Origin of the sequence: uncultured Georgenia sp. (genome assembly GCF_937958535.1) — a bacterium.
Classification (GTDB): Bacteria; Actinomycetota; Actinomycetes; order Actinomycetales; family Actinomycetaceae; genus Oceanitalea.
The window spans coordinates 23,682-35,863 of the sequence record NZ_CALGNQ010000122.1; the positions used below are offsets into that span (position 1 = coordinate 23,682).

Consider the following 12,182-nt stretch of genomic DNA (forward strand, 5'->3'; position numbering starts at 1 on the left):
CCTAGTCCCCGTCGCCGTCGCCGGGGGGCTCGTCGCTCGGCTCGTCGGACGGCGTCTCGTCCGGCGGCGTGGGCTCCTCGTCGGTCGGCTCCTCGGTGGTCGGGTCGGGCGTGGGAGCCTCGACGGCGACCGTCAGCTCGATGGTGCTGAACCGCGGCACCGGTCCGGTGCGGTCCTGGTCGAGCACGGTCCCCGGCTCGAAGTCGCCCGAGGGCTGCTCGACGGTGCGGACGTTGAGCGTGAGCTCACCGAGCGTCTCGGTCGCGGCGTCGATGTGCTGGTCGCGCAGGTCGGGCACGTCGACCATGCCGGTGGCGATGTGCAGCACCACCTCGGCTCCGGGCTCGAGCGCCGCGCCGGCCTCCGGCTCGGTGCGGGCCACGCGGTCCTGCTCGTAGCCGGGGTCGTTGATCGGCTGGTAGGTGATCCGCACGCTGATGCCCAGCTCGTCCTGGGAGAGCTGGTCCTGTGCCTGGCGTTGGCTCAGGCCCACGACGTCGGGCATCTCCACCGCCTCCGGGCCGGCCGAGAAGCGCACCGTGACGGTCTGGCCCTCCTCGACCTCGGCGCCGACCGGTGGGTCGGAGCTGACGAACAGCCCCTCGTCGACCTCGGCGGAGAACTCCGGGTCGCCGATGGCGAAGACGAGACCTGCCGCCTCGATCGCCTCCCGGGCCTGGGTCTGGTCCATCCCCGCGAGCTCGGGCACGGTGACCGTGGTCGGCGTCGGCGGCTCCTCCTCACGGTCGTTGGTGAGCAGGAGGTAGACCGCCCCGATCGCGGCGACCAGCCCGACGAGGACGAGCACCCACACCCACCACGGGGAGCGCTTCTTCGGCTCCTCGTCCTCCTCCGCCGCGACGGGCGCGGGGGTGCGGGTGGTCGGTGGGATGGCCCGGGTGGGGGTCGCGGGGGTGCCGAGCACCGAGGTCTTCTCCCCGGCGGCCGCGGCGGCGGCCCAGGAGCTGACGGCCGGCGCGCTCACCGCGCCACCGCGCATGGCGGCCTCGAGGTCCGAGCGCATCGCGGCCGCGTCCGGGTAGCGCTCCTCGCGGTCCTTGGCCAGGGCCTTGAGCACGATCCTGTCGAGCGCCTCGGGGATGTCCGCGGCCACCTCGCTCGGCGGCTTCGGGGTCTCCCGCACGTGCTGGTAGGCCACAGCCACTGCGGAGTCGCCACTGAACGGCGGCTGTCCGGTGAGCAGCTCGTACAGCAGGCAGCCGGTGGAGTAGATGTCCGAGCGGGCGTCGACCACCTCGCCGCGCGCCTGCTCCGGCGACAGGTACTGCGCGGTGCCCACGACGGCGTGTGTCTGGGTCATCGTCGCGGCAGAGTCCGCCATCGCCCGGGCGATGCCGAAGTCCATGACCTTGACCTGCCCGGTGGGCGTGAGCATGACGTTGCCCGGCTTGATGTCCCGGTGGACGATCCCCTCGCGGTGGGAGTAGGCCAGCGCGGAGAGCACACCGATGACGATCTCGACGGCCTCGTCGATGGGCACCGCGGTGCCGTCGCTGAGCAGCGAGCGCACCGTGTGGCCCTCGACGTACTCCATGACGATGTACGGCACGTGGGCGGGCTGGCCGCTCGCCGTGACGACGTCGTCCTCCCCGGTGTCGTAGACGGAGACGATCGCCGGGTGGTTGAGCGAGGCGGCGGACTGCGCCTCCCGCCGGAAGCGGGCCTGGAACGTGGGGTCCCGGGCGAGGTCGGAGCGCAGCACCTTGATCGCCACGGTGCGGGAGAGCCGGTTGTCGTAGCCGATGTAGACCTCGGCCATGCCGCCTCGACCGATGAGCTCGCGGACCTCGTAGCGCCCTGCGAGCACCTTGGGTACTTCGTCCACCACTAGGGGTTCCTCACTGTCAGTCGATCGGCTGGAAGCGTCCCGGGGGCACCGCCTGCCGGCCGGTCCCCGCCCAGGGCCAGGGTACCGAGGGTGAGCACGAGCACGACGATCAGGGCCACGCCCACGCCGACGGCGGTGAGCCAACGCCGGTCCGTGGCGAGCTCGGCCAGGGTGGGCAACCTCCAGCGTCCCGGTGCGCGACGGCGCACCGCCCGACGCGCGGCCCGTGCCGGTGGCGGCGACCCGACGGACGCGGCTGCGGGCCGTGGCGGCGCTGCTGCGTCGTGCACGACCCGCTCCATCCGCTCGGCGACGTCGGCGGCGGTGGCCGGCCGGTCGGCCGGGTCCTTGGCGAGCATCGCGGTGACGAGGTCGCGCACGGCCGCGGGGACGGCGTCGGGGAGCGGCGGCAGCGGGGTGTCGACATGCGCCATGGCGATGTCGACCTGGGTCCGCCCCGTGAAGGGGCGGCGCCCGACGAGCGCCTCGTAGGCGACCACACCCAGGGCGTAGATGTCGCAGGCGGGCGACGCCGGGCGGCCCAGGGCGAGCTCGGGCGCCAGGTACTGGGCGGTGCCCATGACCATGCCGGCCGCGGTGAGCGCGGGCTGGCCGGTGCCCAGCGAGACGCCGAAGTCGGTGAGCTTGACCGTGCCGTCGGGGGTGATGAGCACGTTGGAGGGCTTGACGTCCCGGTGGACGACCCCGGCCTCGTGCACGGCGTGCAGCCCGCGCGCGCACTGCGCGAGGAGCGGCAGCAGCCGGTGCGCGGGCACGGTTCCCTCACGGCCCAGCAGCCGCGACAGCGGCTCGCCCGGCACGTACTCCAGGACGAGGAAGCCGGTGCCGTCCCGCTCGCCGTGGTCGAGGACGACGGCGACGTTCGGGTGGATCACCCGGCTCGCGTTGCGCGCCTCGGCCCGCAGCCGGGCCAGCGACGCAGTGTCGCCGACGAGGTCGGGCCGCAGCACCTTGGCGGCCACCGTGCGGTCGAGCTGTCGGTCGTGGGCGCGCCACACCTCACCCATCCCCCCGACGGCGATGCGGGAGATGAGCTCGTAACGCTCCCGCAGGACGTGTCCGGCCGCGACCGCCATACCTACTCCTGGAGCAGCGCGGCGAGGACCTCGCGCGCGATCGGGGCCGCCGTCGTGCCGCCGGAGGCGACGTCGCCCTCGACGCCGCCGTGCTCGACGACGACGGCGACAGCCACCCGCGGGTCGTCCGCCGGGGCGAAGGAGGTGAACCAGGCGTGCGGCGGGGCGTCGGTGCCGGACTGCGCGGTGCCGGTCTTGCCGGCCACCGCGATACCCGGCAGCTGGGCGTGGCGGCCGGTGCCGTTCTCCACCACGCTCGTCATGAGGTCGGTGAGCACCTCGGCAGTGCGCGGGGAGATGGACCGGCGCAGCTCGGTCGGCTCGGTGGTCGCCACCACCTCGAGGTCGGCGTTGCGCTCGGTGGCCACGAGGTAGGGCTGCATCTGGCGCCCGCCGTTGGCGATCGCCTGGGAGACCATCGCCATCTGCAGCGGGGTGACCCGGACGTCGAACTGGCCGATGGACGACATCGCGGTCTGGGCGGCGTCCATCCCTTCCGGGAAGCGGGACGGGGTGACGCGCAGCGGGATGGCCAGCTCCTGCCCGAAGCCGAAGGCCTCGGCCTGCTCGCGCAGGACGTCCTCACCCAGGTCCATGCCGAGCTGGGCGAAGGTGGTGTTGCAGGACTGCTCCATGGTGTAGCGGAAGGGGGCGGTGTCGTTGCCGGTGCACTGGATACCGCCCGGGTTGCCGACCACCCGGTTGGACAGCGGCAGCTGGAGCTGGGCGGGGGAGGGCACCGGGTCGTCGGCCTCCAGGCCGAGCTCCTCGATCGCGGCCGCGGCGACGACCACCTTGAAGGAGGACCCCGGGGCGTACAGGTCCCCGGCGATCGCGCGGTTGACCAGCGGGTCGGCGGGGTCGGCGAGCAGGGCGTCGTAGGCCTCACCGGCCGCGGTGCCGGAGTGCACGGCGAGGGTGTTGGGGTCGAAGCTCGGCTTGGACACCATGGCGAGGATGGCACCGGTGCGCGTGTCGAGGGCGACGACGGCGCCGCGGGCGTCCCCGAGGGCGTCCCACGCGGCTCGCTGGGCGTCGGGGTCGATGGTGAGCTCGACCGAGCCGCCCTGCGGCTGCCTCCCGGTCACGAGGTCCTGGAGGCGCTGGACGACGAGGGAGTCCGCCGTCCCACCGAGCACGTCGTTGGCGGCCTGCTCCATCCCCGTCATCGAGCTGAGCGCCGCCGCGAAGTACCCGGTGACGTGGGCGTAGAGCTCCGGCTCGGCGTAGCTGCGCTGGTAGCCGTAGGGGCTGTCGACGGGGGCGGAGGACGCGATCGCCTCCCCGGCGACGATGATCGGGCCGCGGTCCTGCCCGTACTCCCGGTAGATCGTGCGGACGTTGCGGCCGTCGGCGTTGAGCGAGGGCGCCTGGAAGAACTGGACCGACGTGGCGGCGACCATGAGCGCGAGGAACATCAGCGCGACGATCGTGGCGAGGTGGCGCACCGGGGTGTTCACGGCAGCCTCACCACCTCGGTGGGGTTGGCGTCGTCACCGGCGGGGCGGAGGCTCACCGCGTCGGCGCCCTCGGTCGGGGCGATGGGCCCGATCGGCAGGTCGCCGGTCATCGCGGCCGGGCGGCGGGCGGCGTCGGAGATGCGCAGCAGGAGGGCGACGATCATCCAGTTGACGACGAGCGAGGAGCCGCCCTGGGCGAGGAACGGCATCGTCAGCCCGGTGAGGGGGATGAGCCGGGTGACGCCGCCGACGACGACGAAGCACTGGAAGGCGACGACGAAGGACAGGCCCGAGGCGAGCAGCGTGCCGAACCCGTCGCGCACACCGATCGCGGCCCGCATGCCGCGCTGCACCAGGACGAGGTACATGAGGAGGATGGCGAGCAGGCCGGTGAGGCCGAGCTCCTCCCCGAGCGAGGCGATGATGAAGTCGGAGTTGGCGTAGGGGACGATGTCCGGTCGGCCCTGCCCCCAGCCGGTCCCCATGAGCCCGCCCGAGGCGAGCCCGAAGAGGCCCTGGACCACCTGGTAGGAGCCGGCTGCGCGCGAGTACACCTCGGGGTCGAGCGCGTTGAGCCACACGTCGAAGCGGGCGGCGACGTGCCCGAAGGCGCTCGCGGCCAGCGCGGCCCCACCCCCGAAGAGCAGCAGCCCGATGAGGATCCAGCTGAGCCGCTCGGTCGCGACGTAGAGCATGGCGACGAAGAGTGCGAAGAACAGCAGCGCGGTGCCCAGGTCGCGCTGGAAGACCAGGACGAGCAGTGCGACACCCCAGGCGAGCAGGATCGGACCCAGGTCGCGGATCCGGGGCAGCTGCAGGCCCAGGAGCTTCGGGCCGGCCAGCGCCAGGGTGTCGCGGTTGGTCACGAGGTAGCCGGCGAAGAACACCGCGAGCAGCACCTTGGCCAGCTCGGCGGGCTGGAAGGAGAGCGGGCCGAGGGTGATCCAGATGCGGGCGCCGTTGATCTCCTGGCCGAGCACCGGCATGAGCGGCAGGAGCAGCATGGCCAGGCCCCCGACCATCGACAGGTAGGTGTAGCGCCGCAGCCGCCGGTGGTCGCGCAGGGCGATGACGACGGCGACGGCGGCGGCCATCCCGAGCATCGTCCACAGCACCTGGCGGGAGGCGAAGGCCGTCTCCTCGGCGTGGTCGATGCGGTGGATCATCGCCAGGCCCAGCCCGTTGAGGGCGACGGCGATGGGCAGGATGACGGGGTCGGCGTACGGCGCGCGCCAGCGCAGCACGACGTGCACGCCGAGCGCGAGGACGACGAGCACGCCGAGCTGGGAGACCATGCCGCTGGGTGGGGAGCCCGTCGTCGCCAGCCCGACCTGGAGGTAGGCGTACAGGCCGATGGCGAGGGCCAGGACCATCAGCCCGAGCTCCACCCAGCGTGCGGGGCGGCCGGCCTGCGGGTCGATGATGGCCATCAGGCGCCGTCCGTCGTCGGCTCGGTGGTGGGTGACGCCGGTGGGGTGGTGGTCGGCGTCGGTGACGGTGTCGGTGACGGGCTGGGGGAAGGGTCCGGGCCACGAGCCTCGGAACGCAGCTCCCCGACCCGTGCCTCGGCCTGCTCGAGGGAGGCGACGGTGATCGTCGCCTCGAGGCGGTCGCGGACGTACCCGGGCAGCTCGTCGAGCCGCAGGTCGGTGCGGGTGTGGACGGTGGAGAGGGTGACCGGGCCGACCTCCTGGGGGATGCCCCGGTAGATGGCCACGACGTCGCCGTCCGGGGCGAGGTAGTACTGCGTCTGCGTCCAGCGGTAGCCGAGCCACCCCCCGACGCCGAGGACGGCGAGCAGGAGGAGGACGAGCAGCACGCCTCCGACGCGGCGGCGCCGGGCCGGCGGGTCGTGGTCCTCCTCGTCGGTCGGCGGCGGCGCGGGGGCGAGGGCGGCGGCCCGCCCGGCGGCGCTGTCGGTGCCGCGGGTGCCCCGGAGCCGGTCGGCGGCGGCCGCGGCGCCCACCACCTGCGGGGTGGTGGCCGGCACGACGTCGTCAGGCAGGTTGTCCCCGTCGAGGAAGTCGGCGATGACGCAGGTGACGTTGTCCGGTCCCCCGGCGCGCAGGGCGAGGTCGATGAGCTCCTCGGCGCAGCGGCCCGGGTCGGCCACGCGCATGAGCGTGTCGGCGATGGTCTCGGCGCTGACCACTCCGGACAGGCCGTCCGAGCAGAGCAGCCAACGGTCCCCGGCACGGGCCTCGCGCACCGACTCGTCGAGGATGACGTCGCCGTCGGTGTCGCCGAGGACCCGCAGCAGCACCGACCGCTGGGGGTGGCGCTCGGCCTGCTCGGCGCTCAGCCGACCGATGTCGACGAGGTGCTGGACGAAGGTGTGGTCCGTCGTCACCTGGATGAGGACGCCGTCGCGCAGCAGATAGGCGCGGGAGTCGCCGATGTGGACCATGGCGACCTTGTTCTCCGAGCGCAGCACCGCGATGCACGTGGTGCCCAGGCCGGCGAGCTCGGGGTCGGCCTCGGCCCGCTCCTCCAGGTCGGCGTGCGCGGCGGTCACCGCCTCGCGCAGGCTGGGGAGCAGGTCGTCCGCGGCGGGCTGCTCCTCGTCAAGATGGACGAGGTGGGCGACGGCCACGGAGGAGGCGATGTCGCCGCCGGCGGGGCCGCCCATGCCATCGGCGAGCACGAGGAGGTGGGGTCCGGCGTACCCGGAGTCCTGGTTGCTCGACCGGACGAGACCGACGTCGGAGCGGGCGGCGAAGTTGACGATCAGGGACATGGGCGGCTCAGCGCTGCAGCTCGATGACGGTCTGGCCCACGCGGACCGGGGTGCCGGGGGCGACCTGCGTGGGCTGGGTCAGGCGCCGGTCCCCGATATAGGTGCCGTTGGTCGAGCCCAGGTCCTCGACCCACCACGCGCCGTCCTGCGGGAAGAAGCGGGCGTGCCGGCCGGAGGCGTAGTCGTCCTCCAGCACGAGGGTGGCCGACGGCGAGCGGCCGACGATGACGGCGGAGGGGCCGAGCGGCAGCGTGGTGCCGGTCAGCGGACCCTGCGTGACGACGAGCCGAGTGGGGGCCTTGCGGCTGGGGCGGTGCTGGACCTGGGCGGCGGGGCGGCGCGCGGACCGCTCGCGGCGGGGCCGGCGGCGGACGATCCTGGTGCCGAAGATGTCCCGGCGCAGCACGTTGAGCGCCGCCAGGACGAAGATCCACAGCAGCAGGAGGTAGCTCAGCCGGAGGAGGGTGACGGCCAGCTCGGTCATCGGCCGCTCACCCGCCCGCCGCGTCGTCGGCGTTCCAGAACAGGATCCGGGTGCGGCCGATGGTGATGGTGTTGCCGTCGAGCAGGGTGGCGGCCTGGACGCGGTGGCCCTCGACGTAGGTGCCGTTGGTGGAGCCGAGGTCCGTCGCCACCGTCCCGTTCGGAGTGACGCGCAGCTCGAGATGGCGGCGGGAGACGCCGGAGTCCTCCACGACGATGTCCGCCTCGGTGCCGCGGCCGATGACGGTGACCGGGCCGGTGAGGAGGTAGCGCTGGCCGTCGATGTCGATCATCGGGTGGCGGGCGGAGGTGGCGGCCGAGGTTGCCGGGGCGGCGCTGCCGCGGCGGGTGGCGGAGTCGACGTCGAGCCGGCCGGTGGCGATGGACTCGTCGGTCTCGAACCGGACGACGACCGGGCCGACGAAGGCGTAGTGCTGGCTCTCGGCGTGCTCGGTGGCCGCCGCGACCATCTCCTCCGCCAGCGCGTCGGCGCCCCAGGACGTCACGCGCTCGTGGTCGGAGGGGCTGAGCCGCACGGTGAACTCGTTGGGCACGACGGTGCGGCCGCGGGAGACCGCGGCGGCGCGGTCGTCCATGGCGCGGCGGATCGCGCTGGCGATCTCCACCGGCTTGACCTCACTGCGGAACGCCTTGGCGAAGACGTTGTTGACCGCGTTCTCGACCTTCTTCTCGAAGCGTTCGAGCGCTCCCATCGTGCACCTCCTCCCCACAGCCCCCCTGATCGTAACGATCTTGCATCGTCGCCGACGCATCCGCGGCTCGCCCGGGCGCGGTGCGGGCCGCGTGTGACACCGCTCTCGATGCCGGCCCGGGCGTCGTCGTCCCGGTCCGACGCGTGCTAATCTCGTTCCCGCTGTACACACAGCATGCGCGAGTGGCGGAATAGGCAGACGCGCACGGTTCAGGTCCGTGTGCCCGAGAGGGCGTGGGGGTTCAACTCCCCCCTCGCGCACAGCAGGAGCGGCGGGACCCGCACGGGGCCCGCCGCTTCGTCGTCCCCGCCGCCGAGGTCGCCCGGGGAAGCCTTGGCGGCCAGGTCACGAGCCCGATGCCGAGGAGCTCGCGCCACCGGTGGCGTGGCACGGCGAGCTCGACGTCCGTGCGACACGACATCCCGGTGAGCGGTCAACCCGACTCGCCTGGTGAAACGTGTCCCGCCGGCCCTCAGCTCCTGTCATCATCTGCCGATATCCATTGATGACGCGGATCCGGGGGGTGACGCGCCAGAACGACCACGTCGGTGGGGGGACCGACACCGCCGTCCGGAGAGCACGATGACGCACACCGACCACGCCCCCACCATCGCCGTCATGGAGCCGGAGGACGCGCCCCACGACACCACCGACGTCGCGGCCCGACCCGCCGCGGCTGCGGCGCCCGACCCCGCGCTCCTGGACAACGTCGCCCGGCACCTGCGACTCCACCCACAGGCCCAGGTCCACGACGACCGCGGCAGGCTGCGGAACCTCACCCGGCACGAGGCCGAGCAGATCGCCCACGTGGCGCTCCGTGCCGCCCGGGCCTGGCTGAAGGCGGCCGACGGCGCCGGCGACGCGCGCTGACACGACACCCGCTCGCTGGGCCCTTCACAGGCCGCACGTCCTGAGGCACCATGACCAGTGACGGCCGGCAGCCGAGGACGATACCGGCCCGAGAAGGTGACGGAGGTGAATGCCATGCCTGCGAAGCCCGGAGACCGGATCACCGTGTACTCCACCGTCGTCGGTGGGAAGGAACGGGACGGCGAGGTGGTCGCCGCGCGCGGACCGGACGGGGGCCCGCCCTACCTCGTGCGGTGGGACGACACCGGTGCCGAGTCGCTCCTCTTCCCCGGGTCCGACACGGTGGTACGCAGCAGCGGCTCGACCGACCGCGTGGCCTCGGAGGCCTGAGCGGTCCGAGGTCGGGTGGCTAGCATCGGCGGCGTGCACGTCGCCATCGCCACCATCTCCGCCCTGCCCCACGACCTCGACGACGACCGCTGGCTCGTCGAGGCCCTCGCCCGCCGCGGGTGCACTGCCGCGCGCATCGCGTGGGACGCGCGGGACGTGGAGTGGCACGAGTTCGACGCCGTCGTGATCCGCTCGACCTGGGACTACTCCGACCGGCACGCCGAGTTCGTCGCGTGGGTCGACCGGGTGGGCCACCGGCTCCACAACGCTCCCGCGCTCGTCCGGTGGAACAGCGAGAAGACCTACCTGCGCGACCTGGCCGAGGCGGGCGTGCCGGTCGTCCCGACGACGTACGTCGCCCCGGGCGACATGCTCCCGCAGCTGCGCGGGGAGGTGGTCGTCAAGCCGACCGTCTCCGCCGGTGCCAAGGACACCGGCCGGTTCGGGCAGACCACCCACGACCTTGCCCGGGAGCTCGTCGGGCGGATCAACGCCTCCGGCCGCACCGCGATGGTCCAGCCCTACCAGGCGTCGGTCGACAGGGCGGGCGAGACCGCCGTGGTCGTGATCGACGGCGCGGTCAGCCACGTCCTGCACAAGCGTGCCGTGCTCCGTCCGGACGAGGTGGCGCCGGTCCGCGACGACGGCGTGGGCGCCGCCGAGGCGATGTACGACCCGGGACTCGTGACCGAGGGTGAGGCGGACGACGCAGAGCTGCGGCTGGCGACGGACGTCGTCGCCGCGGTGCGCGACCGGTTCGGCTACCTCCCGCTGTACGCGCGGGTCGACATGGTGCCCGGGCCGGAGGGAGCGCCCGTGCTCATGGAGCTCGAGGCGGTCGAGCCGCGCCTCTACCCCGAGCTCGCCCCCGGCTCGGTGGAGCGGCTGGCCGACGCCGTGGTCGCCCGGGTGACCGGGAACAGCTGACAGGGAGACCCGGTACCCGCTCCACCGGAGCCGGGGACGACGGACGGGGGGCACTCGGTCAGCGTGGGACCGGGTGCCCCCCGTCAGCGGCAGGTCAGGCGTCGGCGCCGACCGTCTGCGGCGCGCGCACCGTCTCCATCGCCTTCGTCCACGCGACGAGCTGGTCGAGCATCGGCTCGACGGAGGCCGCGGCCGGCTCGGTCGGGGTGAAGGTGGAGAAGTTCTCGAAGTCGGTGAAGAGGGACATGGTCACCGCGTTGCGGACGTGGGCGACCTGCATCTCCGACAGGATGCCGCGCAGGTGCTCGACCGCGCGGGCGCCACCGGCGGAGCCGTAGCTGACGAAGCCGGCGGCCTTGTTGTTCAGCTCGGTGTAGAGGTAGTCCAGGGCGTTCTTCAGCGCGCCGGTGATGGAGTGGTTGTACTCCGAGACGACGAAGACGTAGCCGTCGAACTCCGCCATCTTGGCCGACCAGGCCTTGGAGTGGGCCTTCTCGGCCTGGCCCATGGACGGCGGCATGGCCTCGTCCCAGACGGGCAGGTGGAAGTCGGCGATGTCGACGACCTCGAACTCGGCGTCCGGACGCTGGTCGGCGATGGACTTCACCCAGTTCGCGACGTTGAGACTCTGCCGGCCGGGGCGGACGCTTCCGGTCACGATGGCGATCTTCGTCATGGTTCTCCTTGGTTGGGACCTGAGGGCCGCGAGCCGACCCGGTACGAATAGTTGAACCTTCAATGTGCTGCGGGTGTTCCAGGAGGGGACGTGGTGTCCCTCACGCCGGCGACCGGTGCTCGAGGCGCTGCCCCGGGCGCGCGGTGCCACGTCGCCGAAAGGTCCACGGGCATGCGGGAAACAGGGCATCACATGGCGCGGCCGAGGCCGGGCGTTTAGGTCTGTTTGACCAATTTTGGTAATCTCGCGCAGGTTGGTCGGCCCCCGCGCCCTCGCACCAGACAGGCGGGAGAGCATGCCCGGGGTGCCGACGGGGCAGGTCGGCCCGATGCCGCCGGCCCCGCATGCGCCTGCGAACGCAAGCCGGATGTCCTGGTGCGGCACGACTCCGCCGGGAAGACGCCCTACGAGGTCGGCGCATGCCCCGAAAGTGTGCGCGGCTCGCCGGCGGCCCGCCGACGGAAGGATGTCCATTGTCGGAGGGAACCGCGGGCCAGCTCGGCGCGCCCCTCATCATCGCGCTGCTCGTCGTCTTCTACGGCGGCACGCTCCTCATGTCGTTCGCGATCGGGAAGAAGCGGGAGAACGCCGACGGCTACATGACCGCCGGCTCCAAGCTCGGCTTCGGGATCTCGGCCGCCTCGATGACTGCCACCTGGATCTGGGCGTCGTCGATGTACGCCTCGGCGACCTCGGGCTACACCTACGGCCTCTCCGGCCCCATCCACTACGGGCTGTGGGGCGCCCTGATGATCCTGTTCATCTACCCCTTCGGCCGGCGCATCCGGAAGGTGGCCCCGCGGGCGCACACGCTGGCGGAGGTGATGTACGCACGGCACGGCCGCTCCAGCCAGCTCATGCTCGCCGGCTCGAACGTGCTGGGCAGCCTCATCAGCCTGACCTCCAACTTCATCGCGGGCGGCGCGCTGGTCGCGATGCTCTCTCCCTTCAGCTTCCAGCAGGGCATCGTCGCCGTCGCCGGGGGGGTGCTGCTGTACACGCTGTGGTCCGGGTTCCGCGCCTCGGTGCTCACCGACTTC

General features: G+C 72.8%; 11 protein-coding genes, 1 tRNA gene and 1 pseudogene. 5 read left to right on the plus strand and 8 right to left on the minus strand.

Annotated elements, in window-relative coordinates:
- Position 1: 1 nt before the first annotated feature.
- Genes pknB through Q0195_RS06875 form a run of 7 tightly spaced genes read right to left on the minus strand, consistent with a single transcriptional unit; the run spans position 2 to position 8,339 of the window.
- The gene (gene pknB / locus Q0195_RS06845; RefSeq protein ID WP_299276272.1) at positions 2-1,846 is read right to left on the minus strand and encodes a Stk1 family PASTA domain-containing Ser/Thr kinase; all 1,845 of its coding nucleotides are present in this window, start codon (positions 1,844-1,846) and stop codon (positions 2-4) included.
- Between the two features lie 2 nt (positions 1,847-1,848).
- Positions 1,849-2,946 carry a serine/threonine-protein kinase gene (locus tag Q0195_RS06850; RefSeq protein ID WP_299276274.1) on the minus strand — a complete coding sequence of 366 codons (1,098 nt, stop codon included), beginning with the start codon at positions 2,944-2,946 and terminating at the stop codon, positions 1,849-1,851.
- Positions 2,947-2,948: 2 nt separating this feature from the next.
- On the minus strand, positions 2,949-4,406 hold the full coding sequence (locus Q0195_RS06855; RefSeq protein ID WP_299276276.1) for a penicillin-binding transpeptidase domain-containing protein: 1,458 nt from the start codon (positions 4,404-4,406) through the stop codon (positions 2,949-2,951).
- A complete protein-coding gene (locus Q0195_RS06860; protein ID WP_299276279.1) occupies positions 4,403-5,836 on the minus strand; it encodes an FtsW/RodA/SpoVE family cell cycle protein in 1,434 nt (477 codons plus the stop codon). Before Q0195_RS06860 ends, Q0195_RS06855 begins: the two co-directional genes overlap by 4 nt.
- Positions 5,836-7,143 (minus strand): PP2C family serine/threonine-protein phosphatase, encoded by a 1,308-nt coding sequence (locus Q0195_RS06865; protein WP_299276282.1) that lies wholly within the window; start codon positions 7,141-7,143, stop codon positions 5,836-5,838. The genes Q0195_RS06860 and Q0195_RS06865 overlap by 1 nt, the downstream gene beginning before the upstream one ends.
- A 7-nt stretch (positions 7,144-7,150) precedes the next feature.
- The gene (locus tag Q0195_RS06870; protein ID WP_299276284.1) at positions 7,151-7,627 is read right to left on the minus strand and encodes an FHA domain-containing protein; all 477 of its coding nucleotides are present in this window, start codon (positions 7,625-7,627) and stop codon (positions 7,151-7,153) included.
- A 7-nt stretch (positions 7,628-7,634) separates the two neighbouring features.
- Positions 7,635-8,339 (minus strand): DUF3662 and FHA domain-containing protein, encoded by a 705-nt coding sequence (locus Q0195_RS06875; protein WP_299276287.1) that lies wholly within the window; start codon positions 8,337-8,339, stop codon positions 7,635-7,637.
- 176 nt (positions 8,340-8,515) lie between these two features.
- Here Q0195_RS06875 and Q0195_RS06880 point away from each other — a divergent pair.
- The 4 genes from Q0195_RS06880 to Q0195_RS06895 all read left to right on the plus strand — a co-directional run bounded on the left by Q0195_RS06880 (position 8,516) and on the right by Q0195_RS06895 (position 10,466).
- Positions 8,516-8,599 (plus strand) — tRNA-Leu (locus tag Q0195_RS06880).
- 322 nt (positions 8,600-8,921) lie between these two features.
- Entirely contained in the window at positions 8,922-9,209 is a 288-nt protein-coding gene (locus tag Q0195_RS06885) for a hypothetical protein (RefSeq protein WP_299276289.1), read from the plus strand.
- A 114-nt stretch (positions 9,210-9,323) separates the two neighbouring features.
- Positions 9,324-9,539 (plus strand): DUF1918 domain-containing protein, encoded by a 216-nt coding sequence (locus Q0195_RS06890; RefSeq protein ID WP_299276292.1) that lies wholly within the window; start codon positions 9,324-9,326, stop codon positions 9,537-9,539.
- A 33-nt stretch (positions 9,540-9,572) separates the two neighbouring features.
- Positions 9,573-10,466 (plus strand): hypothetical protein, encoded by an 894-nt coding sequence (locus Q0195_RS06895; RefSeq protein ID WP_299276294.1) that lies wholly within the window; start codon positions 9,573-9,575, stop codon positions 10,464-10,466.
- Positions 10,467-10,560: 94 nt separating this feature from the next.
- On the opposite strand, the gene Q0195_RS06900 is transcribed toward Q0195_RS06895, so the two are convergent.
- Positions 10,561-11,142, minus strand: a complete 582-nt coding sequence (locus tag Q0195_RS06900) for an NAD(P)H-dependent oxidoreductase (protein ID WP_299276296.1) — start codon at positions 11,140-11,142, stop codon at positions 10,561-10,563.
- A 554-nt stretch (positions 11,143-11,696) separates the two neighbouring features.
- Between Q0195_RS06900 and Q0195_RS06905 the strand changes: the two are divergent.
- A pseudogene (locus tag Q0195_RS06905) lies at positions 11,697-12,182 on the plus strand (sodium:proline symporter); the annotation flags it as partial.